This window comes from Gloeotrichia echinulata CP02 (genome assembly GCA_038087035.1).
GTDB classification, from domain to species: Bacteria; Cyanobacteriota; Cyanobacteriia; order Cyanobacteriales; family Nostocaceae; genus Gloeotrichia; species Gloeotrichia echinulata.
In genome coordinates this window covers 628,947-652,276 of sequence record CP051187.1, presented here as the reverse complement: position 1 = coordinate 652,276, position 23,330 = coordinate 628,947, and the positions used below count along the sequence as shown (strand labels likewise).

20 protein-coding genes are annotated in these 23,330 nt (G+C 42.6%); 7 read left to right on the top strand and 13 right to left on the bottom strand.

What is annotated here, in order from left to right; genetic code table 11:
* Positions 1–56 precede the first annotated feature (56 nt).
* The 7 genes from HEQ19_02865 to HEQ19_02835 form a co-directional block, all read right to left on the bottom strand.
* Positions 57–512, bottom strand: coding sequence for a response regulator (locus HEQ19_02865; protein ID WYL98622.1), 456 nt, complete (start codon positions 510–512; stop codon positions 57–59).
* An 877-nt stretch (positions 513–1,389) separates the two neighbouring features.
* On the bottom strand, positions 1,390–1,704 hold the full coding sequence (locus tag HEQ19_02860; GenBank protein ID WYL98621.1) for a hypothetical protein: 315 nt from the start codon (positions 1,702–1,704) through the stop codon (positions 1,390–1,392).
* A 52-nt stretch (positions 1,705–1,756) separates the two neighbouring features.
* A complete protein-coding gene (locus HEQ19_02855) occupies positions 1,757–2,035 on the bottom strand; it encodes a hypothetical protein (GenBank protein WYL98620.1) in 279 nt (92 codons plus the stop codon).
* Complete coding sequence (locus HEQ19_02850; GenBank protein ID WYL98619.1) at positions 2,017–2,718, bottom strand: glutathione S-transferase family protein; 702 nt, start codon at positions 2,716–2,718, stop codon at positions 2,017–2,019. The genes HEQ19_02855 and HEQ19_02850 overlap by 19 nt, the downstream gene beginning before the upstream one ends.
* A 94-nt stretch (positions 2,719–2,812) precedes the next feature.
* A complete protein-coding gene (locus HEQ19_02845; GenBank protein WYL98618.1) occupies positions 2,813–4,039 on the bottom strand; it encodes a transposase in 1,227 nt (408 codons plus the stop codon).
* On the bottom strand, positions 4,017–4,658 hold the full coding sequence (locus HEQ19_02840; protein WYL98617.1) for an IS607 family transposase: 642 nt from the start codon (positions 4,656–4,658) through the stop codon (positions 4,017–4,019). Before HEQ19_02840 ends, HEQ19_02845 begins: the two co-directional genes overlap by 23 nt.
* Positions 4,659–5,120: 462 nt before the next feature.
* Entirely contained in the window at positions 5,121–5,351 is a 231-nt protein-coding gene (locus HEQ19_02835; protein ID WYL98616.1) for a hypothetical protein, read from the bottom strand.
* Between the two features lie 530 nt (positions 5,352–5,881).
* Here HEQ19_02835 and HEQ19_02830 point away from each other — a divergent pair.
* Positions 5,882–6,568 carry a hypothetical protein gene (locus HEQ19_02830; protein WYL98615.1) on the top strand — a complete coding sequence of 229 codons (687 nt, stop codon included), beginning with the start codon at positions 5,882–5,884 and terminating at the stop codon, positions 6,566–6,568.
* A gap of 2 nt (positions 6,569–6,570) precedes the next feature.
* On the opposite strand, the gene HEQ19_02825 is transcribed toward HEQ19_02830, so the two are convergent.
* Positions 6,571–6,792, bottom strand: a complete 222-nt coding sequence (locus tag HEQ19_02825; GenBank protein ID WYL98088.1) for a hypothetical protein — start codon at positions 6,790–6,792, stop codon at positions 6,571–6,573.
* Here HEQ19_02825 and HEQ19_02820 point away from each other — a divergent pair.
* Positions 6,780–8,624, top strand: a complete 1,845-nt coding sequence (locus tag HEQ19_02820; protein ID WYL98614.1) for a penicillin-binding protein 2 — start codon at positions 6,780–6,782, stop codon at positions 8,622–8,624. The genes HEQ19_02825 and HEQ19_02820 overlap by 13 nt on opposite strands.
* Before the next feature lie 168 nt (positions 8,625–8,792).
* Here HEQ19_02820 and HEQ19_02815 read toward each other — a convergent pair whose 3' ends face one another.
* Complete coding sequence (locus tag HEQ19_02815) at positions 8,793–9,896, bottom strand: glutamate--cysteine ligase (GenBank protein ID WYM03226.2); 1,104 nt, start codon at positions 9,894–9,896, stop codon at positions 8,793–8,795.
* A 570-nt stretch (positions 9,897–10,466) separates the two neighbouring features.
* On the opposite strand from HEQ19_02815, the gene HEQ19_02810 reads away from it, so the two are divergent.
* Both HEQ19_02810 and obgE read left to right on the top strand, forming a co-directional pair.
* Positions 10,467–11,180, top strand: coding sequence for a Mo-dependent nitrogenase C-terminal domain-containing protein (locus HEQ19_02810; protein ID WYL98613.1), 714 nt, complete (start codon positions 10,467–10,469; stop codon positions 11,178–11,180).
* A gap of 134 nt (positions 11,181–11,314) precedes the next feature.
* Entirely contained in the window at positions 11,315–12,343 is a 1,029-nt protein-coding gene (obgE, locus tag HEQ19_02805; GenBank protein ID WYL98612.1) for a GTPase ObgE, read from the top strand.
* Positions 12,344–12,748: 405 nt separating this feature from the next.
* Here the strand turns inward: obgE and HEQ19_02800 are convergent, their stop codons facing one another.
* Positions 12,749–13,297, bottom strand: coding sequence for a Uma2 family endonuclease (locus HEQ19_02800; GenBank protein ID WYL98611.1), 549 nt, complete (start codon positions 13,295–13,297; stop codon positions 12,749–12,751).
* A gap of 581 nt (positions 13,298–13,878) precedes the next feature.
* Here HEQ19_02800 and HEQ19_02795 point away from each other — a divergent pair.
* Positions 13,879–14,622 carry a hypothetical protein gene (locus tag HEQ19_02795; protein WYL98610.1) on the top strand — a complete coding sequence of 248 codons (744 nt, stop codon included), beginning with the start codon at positions 13,879–13,881 and terminating at the stop codon, positions 14,620–14,622.
* 211 nt (positions 14,623–14,833) lie between these two features.
* On the opposite strand, the gene HEQ19_02790 is transcribed toward HEQ19_02795, so the two are convergent.
* Both HEQ19_02790 and smc read right to left on the bottom strand, forming a co-directional pair.
* Complete coding sequence (locus tag HEQ19_02790) at positions 14,834–15,817, bottom strand: PRC-barrel domain-containing protein (protein WYL98609.1); 984 nt, start codon at positions 15,815–15,817, stop codon at positions 14,834–14,836.
* A 58-nt stretch (positions 15,818–15,875) separates the two neighbouring features.
* Positions 15,876–19,529 carry a chromosome segregation protein SMC gene (smc, locus tag HEQ19_02785; GenBank protein WYL98608.1) on the bottom strand — a complete coding sequence of 1,218 codons (3,654 nt, stop codon included), beginning with the start codon at positions 19,527–19,529 and terminating at the stop codon, positions 15,876–15,878.
* 662 nt (positions 19,530–20,191) lie between these two features.
* On the opposite strand from smc, the gene HEQ19_02780 reads away from it, so the two are divergent.
* Both HEQ19_02780 and HEQ19_02775 read left to right on the top strand, forming a co-directional pair.
* Positions 20,192–20,965, top strand: coding sequence for an ABC transporter permease (locus HEQ19_02780; protein WYL98607.1), 774 nt, complete (start codon positions 20,192–20,194; stop codon positions 20,963–20,965).
* Between the two features lie 95 nt (positions 20,966–21,060).
* On the top strand, positions 21,061–21,969 hold the full coding sequence (locus HEQ19_02775; protein ID WYL98606.1) for an ABC transporter ATP-binding protein: 909 nt from the start codon (positions 21,061–21,063) through the stop codon (positions 21,967–21,969).
* Between the two features lie 253 nt (positions 21,970–22,222).
* On the opposite strand, the gene HEQ19_02770 is transcribed toward HEQ19_02775, so the two are convergent.
* Positions 22,223–23,281, bottom strand: a complete 1,059-nt coding sequence (locus HEQ19_02770) for an L-histidine N(alpha)-methyltransferase (GenBank protein WYL98605.1) — start codon at positions 23,279–23,281, stop codon at positions 22,223–22,225.
* Positions 23,282–23,330: the final 49 nt, after the last annotated feature.

Below are 23,330 nucleotides of genomic sequence, written 5' to 3'. Positions count from 1 at the left end.
TAGAAGTTGGATATTTTTCGTTCAGCCTATGATTACCCTTTGTCCATACTTTTACCTCACTCTTGACATAGCTCTAAAGCTGGCTGAGGTTCAAGCTTGCTATAAAGGTGACGGCGAATTACAGTCTCTAAGTCCTCAATCATGTAAGGTTTGCTGATGTAATCATTAAAACCCGCCTTCAGCAGAGATTCTCGATCCTCCCTAGTTGCTAAAGCTGTGACTGCGACAACTGGAATGTGGGAAGTGAGCGGATCTTGCTTCAGATAATACACCACCTCGATCCCACTCAGTCCAGGTAAAAAAATATCCAACATGATCAAGTCTGGCTGATGCTCTTTCGCTACCAGTAATGTGGTAGCACTGTCTGTTTGACAAATGAATCTACAGCCAAGTGACTCAAGTGCATAACTAATCAACAGTAGACTATCATCATGATCTTCTACTGCCAAAATTAACGGCTGCTGAGAGTGGTGCTTCTTGTCGTCACTTATAAATGAATGTGCCAGATACATCTCTTCTGCTCTTTATTTACTAGACATCATTCGGACATCATTGGATAATTCTTGTTTCCAGCGGTGCAGTAGGCTGCATCCTGTCCACAAGCGTTAAGTTTGGATTCAGCCAATCCTACTGCATTTATCGCTACTTAAATTTGCTAAATTGATTGCGGCTTGTCAGCCTCTTGATTAGTCTAGAAAATCCAGCGTGTTAAGCTATTAAAACTTGCTCTTGTTAATTTAGTTTTAGCTGGTTTTTAATGGTGAACACTTAATTTTTATTTGAATTTACAATTAATATTGTAACTTGATTTAGATTTTAAAATATTTGTAATAAATAATTTTTGTCGGTTAAAATTGCTGAGTTTAAAAGACAAAAACTAAACATTTGCTGTGATCGGTACATAGAATTCAATGTTAATGGTATGCAAGGTCATTCGGTTATTGAAAAACAAAAATCTCAAGAATCAAGATGTATAATAATGTGCTGGTATGTCAGCTAATTTAGCCACTAGTAAGGAACGACACAAGATTCAAGTAGGATTCATCATCTTTATAGAAAGAACGATGAGGTATTTAGGGAGTTAGCAGATAACACTCATTCAGCATTGGTTATTGTTTCGTTTTCGTTGGTCTGTAACATTATAGACTTTAAGTCAATGAAAAATTTAAATCGCCTGCCAATTAACTAGATAACAATGAATTGTGTCGTATCATCGCTTATTCAATAGCTTGATACTGTTTTCCCTTGGTTTTGACTGTGTACGCTAGAACCAACAACTGGAATTACATTCTTTGTTGTCTCTTTATTTTATGCATAGATTTTACAATATGGATACATCACCAGCCTATCAACTATTTTTTGATGCAGCTTTGTATCTATTATTGCCAGTCAAATATCTAAAAAGGGGAAAAATTGCAGCAATGTCTTCCGTAACTGCAATAAGTAGAGAGTTTGCCGTATTTTGGTATTCAATTTTGGTGGAGGACTAAGTTGTAGCTGCTCTTGCAATTCGGCGTATTCAGCAGCAGTTAGCGCCTTGCCATCAACAGGCGATCGCGCTTCTATAATTATCTCGGTCCGTAATATTTCCTCCGGTGTATCCTCTGGTGGTGGTAACGCCATTACTGCTGTTCCCCAATGGCTACCTAACCCCACCAAAATGCTCATGCTGACGCTCAAAATCAAAAATCTTATCCGCTTCATTTGTTATTTGTCATTTGTCATTGGTCATTTGTCATTGGTCATTTGTCATTTGTCATTGGTCATTTGTCTCCAGTCCCCAGCGATGCACTGAGCGGTCGTTGTGTCCCCAGCGATGCACTGAGCGGTCGTTGTGTCCCCAGTCCCCAGTCCCCAGCGATGCACTGAGCGGTCGTTGTGTCCCCAGTCCCCAGCGATGCACTGAGCGGTCGTTGTGTCCCCAGTCCCCAGCGATGCACTGAGCGGTCGTTGTGTCCCCAGTCCCCAGTCCCCAGCGATGCACTGAGCGGTCGTTGTGTCCCCAGTCCCCAGTCCCTAATCCCCAGCGATGCACTGAGCTTGCCGAAGTGTCCCTAATCCCGGTGGTAATGGTTCGCCACACAGTTGATGGACTTGTACAATGCGTTCAAACAACCAGGGATATTCCTGACGGTACTGGGGAATCAGCGCTAAAGGACTTAGTAAGGCCGCTGCGGCAATATCTGCTACACTCAGACTGTTTCCTACCAAATAATCACTTTTTTGCCAACGGACAGATAATACTTCCAAGGCATTGGCTAACCTGGCGATCGCTAATTTGACAGTAGCGTTGTTGATCCCATATTGTTGCCTGACTACTGTAATTACTATTTGGCTAGATAGTGATGGATTAATTTGCTTACCCTCGCCGGCACGAAATTGATAATACACGAACCTTGTCGCCGTACCGATGCTTTCATCCAACCAATCTTCTAGCATCCAGGCTTCAGTTTGTTCTGATTTATCTGCTAATATTGACCGTTCAGGCTGGTATTTTTCGAGAAATTTGAATATTTCTGTGGAGTCGGCGATCGCTTCTGGCTGTCCCGCAATTTGTGGTAATAAAACTGGCAAGGTGATCAAACCAGTCAGGGGTTTAACTTTGAGGATATGCAAGCCTGGTGTCAGATTTTCTACTTGATATTCAATTTGTTTATAGCCTAGGGCTAGGCGGGCTTTGCGACAATAATGAGATGTACTAAATTGCAGTAACAACATAAAGCTAGATTCAAAAACTGGTTAATGCTTCAGCCCAAGCGCTGAGTAAAAAATACTAGCATCTAGTGTGCAACTTTTAAGCTAATCAAAACGCCTAAACGTGATTAACTATGGCATCCGTCAATTCTGTTCGCGTAGCCTGTCGCAGACACGAGTCAGAAAGCACGATAGAATCATGCGTCACGGTGAAGGCAGTTGCTTGCAAAGCACGCAATAAAATATTACGTGCGCCGTTCACATCGCGGTTCATTTGTGAGCCGCAATGTGGACATTTAAATACTTTTTTCCCACCTAATTTGTAGTTAATATGACCGCAATTACCGCAGGTTTTAGAGGTATAAGATTCGTTACAAAGAACTACGATCACGCCTTTTCTTAACGCGGCTTGTTGAAGATGTTTCTCAAATTTGTAGTGAGAAAGAGTTAGCATTTGACGCACTGACTTGCTGTTAATTTTGCGTTTCTTTCCACTGCGTTTTTTAATTACCATCTGACTAGAGTCAAAGGTTGGTAAATAAATTACTTTGTAGGAATTAACAAGTAAATTTACAGCTTTGTTGTGCAAATCCTTAATCAAATTTTGGATTCTTTCTCTTACACGGTTAGCAGCAATACGCATCTTTCTACGTTTACGGCATGTTGTTTTGGTGGAACGACTTATTAACTTATCAAGGTGCTGACACAATCTCTGTATGCGTCCGATATCTCCCTTTCCAATCTCTAAAACGTTCTCGCCATCAAAACCAGTCAAGAAAGTACGATTGCCAGGGTCAAGAGCTATTACCCTATCGCTATCAGTTGGTACAACTTCTTTGTATTGAGGAAAGCAGCCAAACCATTTACCCCGGCGGTATACAAGCTCTGTGCCATACTCACATTGGACAGGTACATCCCTACCAATAGTTGTAAATCTTAAACCCTTTGTAGTATGACAATACCAAGTACCATTTTTGTAGTTGCCAACTTTAAATTGGATAGTTTGGCTTGTTGCTTTACAGCTTTTGAACTTAGCATTGCCACCCTGACTACGAGCTTGTTTAAATGCGTCAAATGCTTCAAAACACGCCTCTTGACGCTGATGTCCTGGTAATGTCTTGACCCATGCTGGCACATCCATTTTTTGAGCTATTTTATCCAACTCTTGGGCAGATATTTTAACTTCTTTTTCTTTGTTGGTTTTCTTGACAATAATTATTCGAGTCTGGACATCATAATTCTTGTGAAGAAAACTAATACATTGATTGAAATAATAGCGATAAGCAGCAAGCCAACGCTTCCAAACTTGATGTAGTTCCTGACTAGGAAATAGCCTGATTTTCAATACACTGTTCGGCGACTGCTTTGTCGATGCCTTGTGCCGTGCCTTCTTTTTGTAACTCTTCAAAGATTGTTGATTTGTATTTTCTGAGTCCGTATAACCTGCTAGAGAAACAGTTAATGATGGACAACATATCTTGTACGAGTTCTTGTTCGGGAGACAGCTTGCGGTCATTGAGAACCACGAGTTCGCACTCAAATTTTGTACATAACCACTTAACCAATTCAAATCCGAACCGGACGAGTCGGTCAGGGTGGGCAATGACAAGACGTTGGATATCGCCGTCGATGATTCGTTCCAAAATTGCGAGGAATTTTTTCCGCTTAAAATTGAGTCCGCTGCCAACTTCTGAAATGATTTCTGCCTCTGAGTATCGCGTGCGTAAGTGTTCAAGTTGTCGTTGCAAATCGTCTTGCTGTCCATTAGTCGAGACCCTACCGTAGCAAACAGTTCTAACTGTCCTGGGCATTCCACCCATTTTTTCAACTTCTTCCAGGATGAATCGCCTTTGACCACCTGGTGTCCGGATTGCTCTAAGCTTGCCTTCGTTTTCCCATCTGCGGAGACTGGAGACGTGAACACCAAGGATTTTAGCGGCTTCCTTGGGAGTGACATGTTGCATCAAAACCTTATTAACTCAACTATTTCTAGTCTAGCGTGAGTTAGTAAGTTTTACTCGGTTTCAGCAAATATTTTCCAATTAGTTACACGTCTAGCCCCTAGTCCCTTGTTCATGCATCCTGGTGTTGCTAGTTCAAATTGAAGTAGGGGCGCAACACCTTGCGCCCCTACAACCACTGCAACGACGCCAAAAAAATCACTACCCTGCGATCAGGCGTCAGAGATACAATTCATCAAAAGTATCCTTATTAGAGGTGGGATAAATTGCCACTTGCCGACTTGGGGCATGGGAGATGGGGCATAGGGCATTGGTATTATTGTCTCTGCCCCATACCCCATCATCAATGGCTGCGAAATCCCACTCCTTCCAGGGGTGGAATGAGCTTAAACCTAATCAACTCAAAGGATACAGTGAAAAGCGCTATTAATAACCTGTTATCGACAGGATTGAGACCACTACTATCTAGGGTGTCTTAGTGGGAGTAGCTGTAGGACTAGCAGTTGAAGTAGCTGTAGGAGCAGCAGTTGAAGTAGCTGTAGGGCTAGGGGATGTAGTACCCCCATCAGTTGGCTCACCTGTAGCTGTAGGTGAGCTGGTTGCACCACTATCGGGTGCGCTACCACCACCTTCACAAGCGCCGAGAACTGTAGCCAGACTTAACAATAGAGCCAAACCAAAGATTCTTGTTTTCATAACTCCTCTTTCACCAATTGTGGCAAGAACTATTTTCGCCTGTTGAATAAGATACCCTATTTATTGCTTTTTTTTAAATGCATTGGGATTACATAATTTCTAAAAAACTGTTTGGTTAATTTTTTTCCTGTATTATATGATTCGGCTAGATGGGTAATTTCTCTTAAATTAGGTACAAGTCGCTAAATCACAAGCAATCAATGACCAAACGGAGATGACCTAACTTGGTGGCAATCCAAGTTATCATACCAAAAATCCTGATGTTTTTACAGACTCTTGTCGCTTACCGCTTGGCATTGCCATACTTTACATGCGATACCTAAAGGGTTAAGCTGTCCAGTTGCCGCTTGCTGATTGCAAGCATTACAATACCCCAGGATTGTCAATATTGGTGCAGTTACCTATCAGAACACTGAAAAAGGTTCACGCTTTTGTATGTGCTGATAACACATGGGGCAGATAGGGGGCTGTTAGCCTCAGCAAAAACAGAAAATTCATCTAAAATACAGTATTTCCAATACAAAAAATTTATGGCTGTAGCTCGTAAATCAGCTGTTTCGACAACGAGTAATTGGTTCCGGGGAGATTCTCCCCTGTCTTTAGGGAAGCGGCGCTCGGCGCGTCTACGCTCAGGGTCTACACTGGCTGCAGAACCCTCAGCAGTACCCCCGCGAAGACAACGCTATTCCTCCAAAAATTTATCAGTTTCTGCCACAAATGGGGCAGTGTTGCCCACATCGACGCCAGATTTGAGCAAAAAACCCGGCGCCAAGCTCAAGGGACAGTCAACTACAGCGGAAAAAAATCAGCGCTTGGGCTTCCCCCGCCTTCCCGTAATGCCTAGTTCTGAAGCCTCACCTTTGTGGTTGCTGCGTTTGTACACATTACATCGTTATTCTTCCGTGGTGGCATTTTTGTTAGTGGCAGCAACGCTAATGGTTTATGGTTGGACAGTATATTCCCAAGAACTTTGGAGTCAGGGATACCGCAGACTGCAAAACCTACAACGTCATGAGCGACAGTTGACAACAACCAACGCGACGCTGACAAATAAAATGGCTAATGAAGCAGAACAACCAACAGCAGGGCTAGTATCCCCAACTCCAGGGAAGACAATTTTTTTACCTCCAGCATCTGGTAGTCCTGACTCAACACCCCCTAGCACAATACCCAATTCCCCATCCCAGGCGTCCACCTCTTCGTCCCTGGGATATTGATCTCAAGGGGATTGGGGATTGGGGATTGGGGATTGGGGAAATGACAAAGAGTAATGAGTAATGAGTAATGAGTAATGAGTAATGAGTAATGAGTAATGAGTAATGAGTAATGAGTAATGAGTAATGACAAATGACAAATGACAAATGACAAATGACCAATGACAAATGACAAATGACAAATGACAAATGACAATCATCAACGAGCATAGTAATGCGGAAGTCACCTAGCAGCACAAAATTTAGCAATTTTCGGCCTTCAAAATTTACAAGACAGAGGCGCAATCCCCGGCGGGGGTCGTTAGAGACTCCCGAATCTAATACCCAAGAACAAATACCCAATATCAAAGTTAGACTGTTCACAGTTTGGGGGGTATTAATGGCAGCAGGGTTAGGGCTGGCTATCAATTTGTATCAGTTGCAAATTGTTCGCGGTCCCAAGCTAACCCAGAGGGCGAGAAATCAGCAAATGGTGAATTTGCGACCTTTTATGCCCCGTCGTCCAGTGATGGATCGGGGTAATAATGTGTTGGCGATTGACCGTCCTGTGTATACTGTGTATGCCCATCCCAAGCTATTTGACAAGTCTAATGAAGAGATGGCAAAGCAACTTGCGGTCATCCTGAACAAAGAGAGTGGCGATTTATTGAAAACTTTTGCAGCCAAAAAAAGTGGAATTGTACTCGCCCCGGCCTTGCCAGAAGAAATTGCCGATCGCCTGATTTCATTACACTTAAATGGTTTAGAATTTATTCAAAAATACTCACGATTTTACCCACAAGATGATTTGGCTGCTGATATAGTGGGCTATGTCAATCTTGACCGTCGCGGTCAGGCTGGTGTGGAATATAGTCAAGAAAAGTTGCTGGAACGTTCTGGACAAACGGTGCGCTTAAGTCGGGCTGGTAACGGGGCCCTAATGCCTAATCATGCTCCAGAAGGATTTTTACATTTTGATGAGTTACGATTGCAATTAACTATAGATAGTCGCCTGCAAAGAGCTGCTCGTTCGGCGCTGAAACAACAAATGGAAAAGTTTGGCGCCAAACGCGGCGGGGTAATTGTGATGGATGCGTCGGATGGTTCGCTACTGGCTTTAGTTTCTGTCCCTAGCTATAATCCCAATCAATATTCCAAAGCTGATATTGCACTGTTCAAAAATTGGACAGTCGCTGATCTTTATGAACCAGGATCAACCTTCAAGCCTTTAAATGTAGCGATCGCACTAGAAAATGGAGTCATCACACCAGAAGATACATTTAATGATCCCGGTTCGATTCAAGTAGGCGATCGCACAATCAAAAATGCTCAAAATAAAAGTTATGGGCGCATCAATATCGCCGAGGTGCTGCAACATTCTAGCAACATTGGCATGGTGCAGATTATCCAACGATTGCGTCCCTCAGTCTACTACAACTGGTTGGAACGCCTGGGGCTAGGACAAACCCTTGGCACAGATTTACCTTTTGAAGTTGGTAGTCAACTCAAAAGTCAAGAAGAATTTATTGCCTCCCCGATTGAACCAGCAACTACTTCCTTTGGTCAAGGTTTCTCCCTCACACCATTACAACTGGTACAAATGCATGGCGCTTTAGCCAATGGCGGTAAATTGGTCACGCCTCACGTAGTCCGGGGGCTAATTGATAGCAAAGGACAGATGCATTATACACCCACACGGGCTACACCACGCCAAATTTTCTCACCTTCTACAACCCAAAAGGTCGTAGAAATGATGGAAACTGTGGTGTCACAAGGCACCGGCAAGGTGGCACAAATCCCCGGTTATCGCATCGGCGGTAAAACTGGCACAGCCCAAAAAGCCAGTAGCAGTGGTGGCTACAAAGTTGGTGCGAGAATCACTAGCTTCGTGGCTATTTTACCAGTAGAATCTCCCCGCTATGTAGTTTTAGCATTAGTTGATGAACCGAAAGGAGAAAATGCCTATGGTTCTACCGTGGCTGCACCCATTGTAAAATCGGTGATGGAAGCACTGATTCCGCTTGAGGGAATTCCGCCCTCAAGTCCAATAAATCCAACACCAGAAGCACCCCAGCGTTAAGCTTGTAGTTGCGCTAAAGCGCTCATCGGTATCAACTTAGATTTCACGTTACAGCAGTTTTCATACAAAAACCACAGATCCTCGTAGGGGCGCAAGGCCTTGCGCCCCTACGGCGTGGTCTATTTACTCTAAGGTGCTGTAATACGAACGTCAACTGATTGACGATGGCTACATATCAAGATAAGTTTGCTTCAGTGTCTCTTCTATTGAACCTACACGCTGAAAAATCTCAATTAGTTCGTGAGATTTGGTTTCCCGCTTTGCCAAAATCACTTTTAACGGTGTTAAATAATTGACATCTGGGTCATCTCCCAGAGCAACTTCTGCAGCTTGTAAAACCTGAGTAGCATGAGTAAAAATATCTTGATTGCTAAACCCTTCCTTTGCCGAAATTTGGTGTAATGCAGCATCGGGTATAGTTGCTCTACCCTGCAAAGTTTCGTCTAAAACCAGACCTTTTAACAATGCCAATAACGCAGCATAAAGTGAAAAATCATCACAACTATCAAAAGCTTTAAATTCAATTCGACCTACTTCGGCGGGAATGCGAGCAACTTTTGTTAAGGAAGGGATGCTATTAATTAATTCTTCCTGTTTTTCCACAAAAACGAGCGCTGCTGGCCTTTTACCCGTTCTCACAAATGTCCTGACTGAAAGTCCTCCCCATAAACCATCGCCATAAAAAGGAGAACTATAACTAAAAGGAACGATATAAGGACTGTAATAAGTTAACTTTCTGCCAATATCAATCAAACTTTCGCTAGACATATTAGCCATAGAAATATTTAAATCTGGACCGTATGTCACCATGTAAATATTGGCAGTTTGTTCGTCAGGATAACCCTGTAAATATCTGATTTCATAATCGTTTAATGGGGGTTGTGGCTCAAAAACCTGCTGATGAGGATTAAAACTGATCAAAACTGGTGAGAAACCAAACTCAGCAGCGACTTCACGCAGTAATTGAAAACTGGCTGATAATTCAGTAATAGCACCATGAATATCAGAGTGTATGGTTGTTCTAATTTCTATACCTTTAGGTAGGCAATCAATCACCTCATCGGAATCTGCAAACCTTTCAAATCCCTCGATATACCACCTTTTTTGTTTAATTTTAGCATTACCAACCCGTAGTTGGGGATAGTCGCCGGTGTATATTGGCAATCTTTCGATAATTTGACTAAAGTCAGCAAATTTTGTGCGGGTAAAATCAGCAAATTTTCCTTCATGATTGAAGAAAGCCACTTCATGCTCTATGCCAAAAAAAAACATTATTTATTCCTTGATTAATGCAGGTTAACCTAATAGAACCAATGTCAAGCGATACAAAAACGAAACTTTAGGCATACTATTTGAACTATAGGGCTACTATTTTATTTTTGAAATACACATAGGCTAGGTCATGCCCAGTCCTGGATGTGCGATAAACCCATGTACAAATACTTGGGTTCTTGCAAAAATTAAACCTGCTGTGCCTTTACTCCTTAGTACCTCCATTACATAGAATAACTTATATTTTTTTAGTTTAATTAGGAAAAATTCTCAAAATTATCTGAGAGCGATTGTAACTGAAGACGGCTATTACCGCTAGTCTGACTCATTGACAAAAAACAATAAATATGTATGTTTTTTTTGAAAAAATTATATCGCTTGTAGGGGTTTAGCACTGCTAAACCCCGAATGCGCGGATCTATTTACTTGTACAATGACTAAATCCTATGATTGATTCATGAAGAAAAACAAATTTTCAGCGCCTGTAAGCTAAATATGTAACAGTTTATGCACAATTAAGGTAGCTTAATATGGACAATATGGAATGAGGACAGCTTGAGGCGCGAGTTTATGAACAGTATCGTTCAATCCCCCTATAGCAGTGAACAAATTGCCGCTTGGTTGCGTGGACTGCTGACTATAGCTTGGGCAGATGGTAACTTTGATGATCAAGAACAGCAATTGATAGCCAGCATCACCAATGATGAATTAGCCCCTGGGATTAAGTTTGATTCACTAGAACCGATTGCACCAGAGGAATTAGCCATCACTTTGGGTAAAAATACCCCATCTGCGGAAAATTTTTTACGCACAGCAGTGATGGTAGCGATCGCCGATGGTACATATTCTCCCAGCGAAGATCAAGTGCTTCAGCAGTTGTGTCAAGCCCTAGGACAGCCACAGGATATACTGGAAGCCCTGCGCCACACCCTAGAACACAAAGAACTACTAGATGCAACAGACAATTTTGTACCAGAGAAATCGTCATCAGAATTTTTCTCTGTTAGTGGGCCCAAGGCGCCTTCCCATGATGCACTCAACCCCCTACGTGACTGGTTGGACGGATTAGATATCGAAGATCCCAGAGTAGCCCGGTTTTTATGTAAAATGATTCCTTCCCAGTGTCCCTTTGAGCGGGATGTCACCCTTTTTGGACGCAAGATTATTCATATTCCCCCATTATGTAAAATCAATCCGCTCTATGAACAAATGGTAGGCTTACGCTTCCGCGCCCTCTCCTATCTAGCAGATGAATGCAAAGAAGATGTTTCACCATATATTTAAATAAGTGGTCAGTTGTCAATTGTCGGTAGTGATTGACCACTGACCCTGCGCTTAACGCCACTTGCTCAACCTTTGGAGACCAAAGGAACGCAGTCGGTGACAACTGACAACTGACAACTGACAACTGACTAATTATGCAATTTATCGATCAAGCAGTAATTGAAGTGGAAGCTGGTAAGGGAGGCGATGGGATTGTCGCCTTCCGACGGGAGAAATATGTACCAGCGGGTGGCCCCTCTGGCGGTAATGGCGGGCGGGGTGGTTCAATAGTTTTCGTGGCGGTAGAAAACCTGCAAACCTTGTTGGACTTCCGATACAACCATATTTTTAAGGCAGAAAACGGTGGTCGCGGCGGACCCAATAACTGCACCGGCGCTTCCGGAAAGGATTTAATCGTCGAAGTTCCCTGTGGTACTGCTATTTATGATGCGGTAACAAGTGCTTTGTTAGAAGATTTAATCACACCAGGACAAAAATTTCGGGTAGCTGAAGGCGGTAAAGGTGGGTTAGGAAATCAGCATTTTTTGAGTAACCGTAACCGCGCCCCAGAATATTCCCTCCCCGGTCTACCAGGGGAAATGAAGGTGCTACGCTTGGAATTGAAACTCTTGGCAGAAGTGGGAATTATTGGCTTACCAAATGCGGGAAAATCGACCTTAATTTCATCTTTGTCAGCCGCTCGTCCTAAAATTGCTGATTATCCCTTTACTACCCTGGTGCCAAATTTGGGTGTAGTCCGCAAACCTTCTGGGGATGGTACTGTGTTCGCCGATATTCCGGGACTAATTGAAGGTGCTTCCCACGGCGCAGGTTTAGGACACGATTTTTTACGCCACATTGAGCGTACACGGGTACTACTGCATCTCATCGACGCTACCAGCGAAGATGTAATTGGCGATTATAACACAATTAAGCAAGAATTGCAAGCTTATGGACGAGGTTTAGCAGAGCGTCCACAAATTTTGGCATTAAATAAAATTGATGCGGTAGATCAAGAAACAGTGGATTTGGAAGCACTTGCTACGCAACTTAATCATCTTTCCTTCGCCCCCGTTTTCATAATTTCCGCAGTTACTCGCACTGGTTTAGACCCAATGTTGCAGGAACTTTGGCGAATACTTGATGAACTTAATGCTGTTGAGGAATTAGAACTGACGAATTGACACTCCCCGCGCTAAATCGAAAATATTCGCCTAACACAACGCCAGTTGCTACAAGTAGGGAAACCCGCCGAAAGCACTGGCTACCCTACATTAATCTTATTTTTACTTTATATATCAATACAGTTCAGTTAAGGAAAATTGTCGTAGGGGCACGGCACGAATAGAATTGTCATTAGAAGAAAAAATTTTGGATGTTCCCTACAGTGTATATCATTCGAGCCTAACATACCTGTATTGCTTTATATATAACAACCGCCAAAGTGCTTAGGACATTAACTGATGATAAAACCTAGACACAATCAGACTTGTAACCCAGTCCCCAGCGATGCACTGAGCTTGCCGAAGTGTCCCCAGTCCCCAGTCCCCTGCTATATAACCTCTAACTGACACCCCCTAAAAATAATATCAAGCCAATAATTCATCGACTGCAATATTAAAACCTTTAAGTACAGTTTGAGTAGTGACAACTTCACCAGAAATAAATATCAGTCGCTGAGTTGGTGTCACCACAATCAGCCAACGATTTTCGGGAAACACTAACCAAACTTCCTGGGCGCCAGATTGCAAATATTCTTGAGATTTAGCAATTATTTCTTCAGCAATATCTGTAGGGGAAACAATCTCAGCAATGAGTGGAAAACTTTGGGGTAATACAGCAAGTTCGCCATATTGACTGACTAATTCTGGTGTGAGATAAGCAACATCTGGACGCCGGCCTTGCTGGTTGGTGCGACAGGGTACTTCTGTATAAACTTCTCCCCCTTGTCCGCTAGAATCTTTGTAATTTCTCCAGTGAAAGTAGAGATTACCCTGAATCCGACTATGTTTTAGTGTCACTCCATTATTCTCCAATAATTCCCCATTTACCCATTCTGTACCATCAGGGGGATTGTGTACCCAATCTTCTAGGGAAAATTCGGGTGCTATATTGGCAATAACTGTAGCAGTTACCATAACTATCTATTCTCCTGAGCAGCAGTTACTAATATTATGGCTTAGTACATTGCACAGATAACTGGAAAAGTCTCCTTGTAGGATAAAGAGTCACGAATATTGCTTTTTGTAGAGTTATGATTTATACTAATAAGCTACAGCCATTTTCAGGTAAATAGACCACGCTTTTGGGGCGCAAGGCCTTGCGCCCCTACGAATATCTGTGGTTCAAATGAATGAAAATTGCTGTAATTGCAAATTCTCAATCACGATAGCCCTGGCGATGAGAAAAATCTGCCCTTGGAGGGAATGTCAGTCCGTAGGGTGCGTCAGAACCGAGAAAACTGGGGAATAACCAGAGATTATTGCTACTGACGCACCCTACAAATTGGAGATTTTTTTATTGGAAATCCCTAATTCTGCTGCATCAGTTCTGTTCGAGATATTGTATTTTATTTTTAATTAGGACTTACGCATGAGTAACGAAAAATCAACAGGTTGGGTTAGGTAGAGGGCATAGGGGAGGAAAAACTAACAATACCCTATCCCCAATCTCCACGAATAGCCTCGCCGCGTAAGTCCTGTTTAATAACTCCCATACTATGATTGATTACCGTCAATTGCCCAAGTATTTACAATTTTTATCTTTATCAGTAGTATTGGGATCTGATTTAGCAATCCCTGAAGTTTTTGCCCAAACTGGTATACACTCATCTATCAACAAGGGTGTGACATTCACGTGCAATGACACTGAGGCGACTATCAAAGCTAGAAATGCAGCCAAGGTGACTATTGGACAAACAAGTATTTACATTGGTTATCAGCAAGTATCATCTAATAATAAAGACCCTCGCATCATCCGTTTCGATAATGGGATCAAAAAATGGTGTCGTAGTGACTACGAAACAACGGGAGACGATGGTACAGGCTACGGTTTGCTGTGGGATGGCGGAAGCGTTTTGTATGGTATTTTTAGTTCCACTGGCTCACAGACTGGTAATGATTTTCGTCGCTTTGCTAATGGACGTTGGCTACCTACCTATGGGAGTGGAGGTGGTGCAAAAGTAGCAGTTATAGCCCGAATTAATCCAGCCAATGGCGCTGTTTCTTACGCCACATTTCTCACTGCTAGAAGGCCGAATGATGGTAAAACTAACTCTTTAGTTGTTAAGAGCTTATCATGGAATGGCACAAATTTAACTGTCAAAGCAGATTCCTGGTGGACTCCCCGTCGTGCTGATAAAAATTCGATGGTTTGCTCTGGTTCATCACCTTATAAATATACAGCTGTATTCTCTGGCGATTTAATCAAGGTACACTCTGCTTCTGCAGTTATTTGTCCTTGAGGGATTGGGGATTGGGGATTGGGGACTAGATGCTAGGGTGCGTCAGTAGGAATAATATCATGTTCCGATAAATACTTGTCATTTTGGCTTCCCCTGCTTCCCCTGCTTATCCGAGCAGTATTGTAACGCACCCTACAGAGGGCGTCCCTAATACCCAAAAAATTAGCCCCCTCCTCGCTTGCGGGGAGGGGGTTGGGGGTGGGGTAAACTTTTAATACCCGCCTTCCTCTTCGTATTCTGGTTGTCTCTCTTTGATTTTTTTGGGAATATTTACTGGTTTTGGTGCATCATCCCAAGCATCGCCTTCTACGTCGTCATAATCGTCGTAATCGTCAGCGTATTGCTTTTTACTTGGTTTGGCTTCATACCTGGGTGCTTCTTGATACCTATCTTTATCAGTGGCTTCACTCCAGTTATCTTCTTCGTCTTCTTCGTATTGAATAGACTCATACTGTCGCGCCTGCATTACTTGACGCTGTGGTCTTTCTTCTTCTACGTAGTCTTCATCCCATTCTTCCCGTGCTACGGGTTCGGGTGCGCGAACTTTAGCCTTGGGTGGCTGTAATGGGACTCCACTAGGTAACTGATTTGCTGGTGATACTGTGCGCGGCGCACTATAGCCGTATTCTTCTTCTGCATCCCGGTCCCAGGGTGCTTTACCAATACCGAGACGTTCGAGGACGCCTACTGTTAATTGGTTAACTCTTTCTTCGGCGCCTTCAAACACTATTAACCGACTGGGGCCTGTGCTGACGATTTCGTCTACGGATATTTCGTAGGTACTCAGCACTTGGTCGGGAATTTGGGGCAATCCTACCGAAGCGATGACGATAGAATAAATTTTACCACTCTCGCCATTAAATTTGAAGCCCCGGACTTTACCTAATACTTCACCGGTTTCTGTAATTACTTCCCAGTTAATTAGGTTGCTGAAGGCTTCAACGTCAACATCTTCGATAACATCTTCGTTATCAACCAAGATGACATCACCAATCTGGTTGATACTGCTGAGGAACATATTTCGCGGTATACCAGAAATAGAGATCAGGCTTTCTCGTAAGCCAAGAGCCACAACCTCTCTTTGGTCAATATCAACCCAGAGTTGACTGACGATACCTAGCCTTTTGCCATTATCGCGGGTAATCACCTGAGTGTTTAATATGTCGGAACGCCTAATTATCTGTTCAGAGGTCATTCTATACCGAGTCCTGATCTCGAATCCGGTTAATCTATACACTATTATTAGCAAAAACTCAAGCAGATGTATGGTTGGTTTGTAACTTTATTCCCAAAACTTGAGTATAAGCCCCCCGTGCTTGAGTAACGCCAATTGTGCGTTCGGCTGATTCTATCATCGGACGACGCAAACTCACAACTATAAATTGTGCTTGTTTTGCTTGTTGTTTAATCATTCTAGCTAATCGTTCGACATTGGCGCCATCCAAGAACATATCCACTTCGTCAAAGGCATAAAATGGGGATGGACGGTAGCGCTGTAGGGCAAAGATAAAGCTTAAGGCTGTGAGGGATTTTTCGCCCCCTGACATGGAAGCTAGACGCTGTACCGGTTTACCTTTGGGATGGGCGACTAAATTTAGTCCGCTGTTGAATGGATCTTCGGGATTGTCGAGTTGGAGATAGCCGTCTCCGTCTGATAGGGTAGCAAAAATTGATTGGAAGTTTTCGTTTACTGCGTCGAAGGCTTCTTTGAAGGCGCGTTGACGCAATGTAGTAAAGTTTTCAATCCGCAAGAGTAATTCGGTGCGTTCGCCTTCTAATGTCTCCAGCTTCTGCGTAAGTTCTTGGAGACGATTTTGTACTTTTTCATGCTCCTCTAACGCGAGCATATTCACAGGTTCCATTGATTGGAGGCGTTTGGCGATCGCCCGCAATTCTTTCTGCAATTCTTCTAAGTCTACTTGATCAGGAACTTCGGGTAAAGGACTGGGCAATTCAGCGGCTAGGGTGTGCAATTGGGCTTGTAAGGCTAATAGTTCCTCTCGTCGCGTCAATTGGGTTTGCTGGAGTTTTTCCAGTTCCCATTCTACCTGCTGTTGACGTAACAGATGCGATCGCAATTCCTGTTCTGTGCGATCGCGTTTTTGTTTTTCTTCTCCCAAATTCTTTTCCATCTCACTCAACCTAGCGCGAGTTTCAGTGATTTGAGTATTCAGTGCTGAGTGCTGAGTGGTCAGTTGTGTGAGTTGATTTTGTTGTGTCTGTTGTTGTTGCTGATATTGGGCTAGGTGCTGTTCCCCTTCCTGGATTTTTTCAGTCAACCGCTGCTGCTGATTTTCGAGATTTTTTAATCTTTGCTCGGCTTCCCTTAATAAATTCTCGCTTTGTTGTAATTGCTGCTCTTGATTTTTCATGGTAGCCTGGATTTGTTGCCATTCGCTGGGGGTTTGCGAGGCTTCCAACTCTGTTAAATCATGTCGCAATTGTTGGAGTTGAGTTTCCTGACCTGGTAAATCCCGATCCAAAATCTCCAAGCGGGATTGAGCTACGGCGAACTTTTGGGTATTTTGCAAAAGATGCGATCGCGTCCCTTGTAACTGGGTCGTCAAACTCTGAATATCCTTTTGCAGTTGCTCCAATTGTAACTGCTGTTCGCGCCGGGCTTGGCGGGCTTCGGTCAGCGTTTGCGCCAATTGTTTGGTTTTGGCTGACAAAGACGATATGGCTTCACCACAACGTTCTAAAACTCGTTCAATTTCGCCTAAGCGATTTTTCAAAGTCGAGACTTCCTCAGATTCCGCTGCTTCCACATTCCCAAAACGCAAAGCCGAACGCTGAGTATTACTACCCCCAGTCATCGCACCGCTAGTTTCCAACAATTCCCCATCGAGAGTGACAATCCGATATAAGCCGATATTTTTCCGTGCCTGTTCTAGGGAAGTGAAAACCACTGTACCACCGAAAACGTAACTAAACACATCTTGATAACGGCGATCGCACTCAATTAAATTTACCGCATAACCAACAAAACCATTAGCGAAACGTAGCGTAGCATCCTGAGTAAATTTCGGCGCATTAATTCTATTTAAAGGTAAAAAAGTCGCCCTCCCCGCCCGTTTTTGTTTGAGCAGTTCAATTCCCGCAGCGGCGATACTGTCATCTTCCACCACTATATGTCCCAGACGCCCACCTGCGGCAATTTCCAAAGCTAGCTGATAGCGGGGTTCCACCCTACCCAACTGGACAACTAAACCACAAAGACCAGGCATACCCGATTGTAAAATAACCTTACTAGCTTGGGTACCTTGAACTTCTTGCTGTGCTTGCGCCTGTGCTTCCAGTTTATCCAACTGTCGTTGCTTTTCCCGTTGTTCTTGCAAAAGACGCTTTTGAGTTTCCTGCTGGAGTTGTAACTCTTGTTCTGTAGCTGAGAGATTTTCGGCTAAATTTTGAATCGGTTCGCCAGATGCATTAAATTCCGTTTCAATGCGACCACAATCTACTTGTTTTTCAGCCAATTGAGGTTCTAAACTAGAAATTAGCTGAGTTTGCTCCTCAATTTGTGCTTCTAATTGATTATTCCGCTCCCTTAATTGTGCTTGCTCAGTGCGTTGAGGTTCGAGAGTTTGGAGTAAAATTTCAATTTGACGGTTAAAAGCAGTTTGTTGCTGTACCCAAGCATCCGTTGCTGAAGCAATTTGAGCAGCAGCTTCCCGCGAAGCTTCTAAAGCTTGTCGTCCCTCATCACGTTGCTGTTGTGTTGAAGTTACATTAGACATCTCCAAGATTTCTTGTTGTGCGGCTTCTATTAAAGAACGCTGATATTGTTGAATTTCCTGCTGAGTTTGAGCCAAACGCCTGGCAGATTCTTGACTAGCAGCGACTAACTCCCCTTCTTGACGTAAAACTTGCTTACGTTCAGCTTCCTGAGTAGCCAAAATAGATTGTACCGCCAAAAGTTCATCTTCACCCAACGCCTTCACATGGGCATTGAGTTGATCAAGTTCAACAGTTTTCTGCTCAATTTCGGTATTCAGAGTAGAAAGTTGAGTAGAAAGTTCCACAGAAGTGCGATCGCCCGCTTGAATTTGCGTCACCAACCGTTCCTGCTGACCTTGGAGAGAACGCCAAGATAATACCGCTTCCCAAGACTGCTTCGCCAAATATTCTGCGCGGAGCTTTTGATACCTCTCAGCTTTTGCGCGGTCTTGAGAAAGGCGATCGCGCTGCGCTGTTAACTCCGTCTCAATAATCCGACAACTATCTTCCTTCTCCTTCACCTCATCCAAAGTCGCCTTCGCCTGATGAATCTTCCGATCATAAGCCGCAACCCCAGCCAACTCATCAATAATTTCCCGACGTTCCCGCACATTCATCGAGATAATACTAGTCACATCCCCCTGCAGAACCACATTATAACCTTCGGGATAAACCCGCAAAGTTTCCAACTCCTCATGCAACTCCGTCAGCGTACAACTAACACCATTGATATAATAATTCGACGTATAAGTCCCCTGATGAGTCACCCGCAACCTGCGAGTTACACTCCATTCTGTCGGGGACTGGGGATTGGGGACTGGGGATTGGGAATCTTCCTCATCCTCCTCCCTTCCCTCCGGGACGCTCCGCGTTCGCGCAGCGTCCCGCAGGGAATGCGCCTCTGCGCCTCTGCGTGAGACATCCGAAATATCAAAAGTCACCGTCACACTAGCTTCTATTGTCCCACGACCCTTTGCCGTTTGAGTATTATTCACCAAATCCGGGAGACGATCAGCCCGCATTCCCTTAGAACTAGAGAGTCCCAGACAAAACAGCAACGCATCGAGAATATTAGATTTACCCGAACCATTCGGACCAGATATGACAGTACACCCCGGCAGTAAAGGAACTTGAGTAGTGCCGCCGAAGGATTTAAAATTGGTAAGTTCCACGCGCTTTATATGAACCATAGGCGCTGGTTAGCTTGGCTAATGAAGTGACGTACTCCACACACTCCCTTTCAGGTGAGTGTGGGCTTCTCAGCGACTCTTCTATGAAGACATTGACTGAGCTTTAAGACCGTGCGCCCCACGGTTCTTTGGTTAAGCCAAACAATTAGCTTTTATTTTAATAGGCTGCTTTTCAGCATTTAATTGGATTACACCTACTGGTTAAAATTATATCAAATATTTTGAAAAAAAAAACAAGAAAGTGTTCATTCCTCACCGACCAACATTGCTGATTTCGCTATGCTCAATTTCGCTCGTTGGTCAATTCGTCACTCACGCGCCATTCATCCCACGCTCATTCGAGTGAGCGTGGGGCTTCTGTCGGGAAAGCTAAAAGTGTAGCAAGTAACTCAAATTTGTGTACTAGTTCACAAAGAAATTTCCGAATTATCGAACTGTAGAGCAGGGGAGCGTGGTTTACGTGAGCATGGCAATATTGGTATATTTTGAATTATGTCTGCTTTATATCTCACGCATTCGCGCAGCGTCTGTCTTCGACACGCTTCGCGAACGCAGGGAAGGCGCAAAGGAACAGCAGTATTGTGACGCACCCTACTCTATCGCACCTGCGGATAATTTATTTATACTTTATAAATAATCTCTAATATTTGTTTATTGATAAAATGAAATATTGGCGTGAAACCATAGCTGTAACTCAGCGTATTTTAATTGAACTCTTACGGCGCCGACGCAGCCTAATTTTTTGGAGTATTTTTCCTATCTCCGTTTTAATCCTCAGCGGATTTATTTTATCAGAACGAGCAAAATTATCAATTGATGCTGCATTTTCTTATTCTGCACCTTCAACTTTGGTAGGCGCAGCATTATTTTTTAGCTGTTTGGGTGGGAGTGTCGCTACTGTAGTTGCAGAAAGAGAACAGCAAACCCTCAAACGTCTTTTTATCTCTCCCTTGAGTGGGACATCATATTTTTTGGGAATTTTTCTCGCTCATAGCTGTATTGGTTTTGGGCAGACAATTTTGGTGTATACTGTTGCTGCCTTTTGGGGTGCCAAATTTAATGGTTCTATTTTATTAGGAATCACAATTATATTTCTGAGTATCTTAGCTTATGTAGGTTTAGGTTTTATATTAGGTACACAATTAGCGCGTCGCATTGAAGATGTAAATTCTCTAGTTGCAGCTTTTGGTGTGCCTTTGTTAATTCTCGGTGGGGCGTTTTTACCAAGTTCATTGTTTCCCCAAAGTCTAGTGAACATTGCTAAATTCGACCCAATATATCACATGAATGAAGCTTTTGTAGCAGTCTCAGCTAGGGGGGAGGAAATAGAGGAGATTAAATCACACTTCTGGTTCTTATTAGTGTTTGCTATAGTGATGGTTATTGGTGGTTGGTTATCTTATCAGCGCATGTTGATTGTCGAAAGAAAGCTATGATTGTTATTTAAACGCAGAGGATCGCGGAGTGATTTCTTTGCGTCCCTCTGCGCTACCTCTGCGATACTCTGCGTTAAAAAAATCAAATTAAAGCTATGCTAAAAATCGATAATTTAAATAAAGCTTACGGTAAAAGACAAGTCCTGCAAAATTTAAATTTACAGATAAACTCAGGAGAAGTTTACGGGTTGCTGGGTGCAAATGGGGCTGGGAAGACGACGACTATTAATATTATTTGTAATTTACTTAAGGCTGATAGTGGTGAGGTGATAATTAATAATCAGCCTGTTTCGGAAGCTACGAAAAAAATTATTGGTATCGCTCCCCAAGAGAATTTATTATATAAAACTTTATCTTGTGAGGAGAATTTGAATTTTTTTGCTGATATTTACGGTTTAGATAAGCAAACACGCCAGAAGCAAGTAAGGGAAACTTTGGCTGCTGTGAATTTATTAGATAGAGCTAAAAATCCAGTGGAAACCCTCAGCGGGGGAATGCAAAGGCGGTTAAATATTGCAGTTGCTTTGGTACATCAGCCACAATTGGTGATTCTTGATGAACCGACGACGGGGTTAGATATTGAGTCACGGTATGAGATTTGGGAGTTAATTCGCCAACTCAAAAATCAAGGAATTACGGTTTTATTGACGACTCATTTATTAGATGAAGCTGAACGTCTTTGTCAGAGAATCGGGATTTTGAAAAATGGGAGAATTTTAGCTGAGGGGAGTTTAACAGAGTTACGCAAATTGATTCAAGCCCAAGAAATTGTCGTAGTACAGACTGGGGATGAAAAAAAAGCGATCGCCCGCGCTCAAGAATATGGTTTGACCTATCGATACTATGGTGGCGATTTGGCTTTTTGGTTCCCACAATCTCTGGAATTAAAGGAGATTATTACCCGGTTTGACGGAATAGCAATTGATTCGATATCCCGTCAACCTGTGCGGTTAGAACATATTTATATGGAAGTGACTAAAACAGTAGCACTTTGTGAGGAATGAGGAATGAGTAATGAGTAAGGAGTAATGAGTAATGAGTAATGAGTAATGAGTAATGAGTAATGAGTAATGAGTAAGAAGAATTGTAGGTTGGGTTGAGGAACGAAACCCAACATTTCCGGGGTTTTGTTGGGTTACTCTTCTCCTGTGGAGACGCTACGCGAACGAGAAGCCCCTTCGGGTCTACGTTCCTCAACCCAACCTAGGCTCTTTAAGGTTTTTGGCGTTAACTGAACCGTATTGGAATCAGAAACGATTACTGAGCAACTTTACAAATCACCATAATATGTGATAAATATTTGTTTGTACTATAGTGAACGAGTTGTAATCCCGCTGCTTCTATTTTTTGCAGAAGTTCAGGTATTTCATATTTATGATGTCTCCAAATAGTAATTTCTTCACCTTGGGAAATTTCAATATTTTTATCTATTCCCTCAAGTTGGAAATTCATGGTATAATTTTGCAGAAATTTAATATTAGCTACTATACTATCTTTGGCTAAATCATACTTTCTGATCAATTCACAATCTTCAGAGTTAATCCCCATCTTACTTTTAACCCATCTATATACTTGTTCTGCATGATAATCACAGCCACCTCTGACTCTTCCATCCCATTGTGAGTTGGAACCAGTTTCGCTGGTGAAGACGAGATAATCTTGCTTACCCATGCTGTCTCTAAAGTTTTTTAGGACTTGATTACTATTTTGATGATTGCCCATTGTCACGCCTAAATGTAAAATGATTGTGGCTTTATCATCTATTTCATCGTTAGCCTGATTTTGCAATAAGCTTTTAGCTATACAACTATTTTCTATATCAATTGTGTCGGTGGTAAATTCAATTGATGGAAACCAATTAGTAAAATTTTTTCGAGATAATTTCAGCAATTCTTCGCTAATATCTAAGGCAATATATTTATTAATTACCCCCAATTTATTCAATCTCCCGATAAATTTTTTCACTGGATAGGAATTTCCTGCGCCTACATCTATGACATTAACTTTTTTTGAACCTTGATGTCGTCCATTAAGGTATTCAAAATTATTGTTTAACATGTCAATTTCGACATTAGATTTACGATACCATGTAGGAATAATATATTTGAGATAAAAATCATCCCATATTTTGGCACCTCTACCTTTGTAAGAATATTTGAGAGGGATTTCTCTCGTGAATTCTAATGCATGAATCATCCCTAAAACTTCAGCTTCAGAAAAAATAGAGTAGAACTCAGAACTTGGCTTCGCTATGCGACTGATAGAAGTTGGTATATCCGAGGTAATTTGAGAATTGCTATCAAAATTTTGAGCCATTATTCTTGTTCTTTGTTTAACGGTTATAAAACAAAACCATTGGCGATAT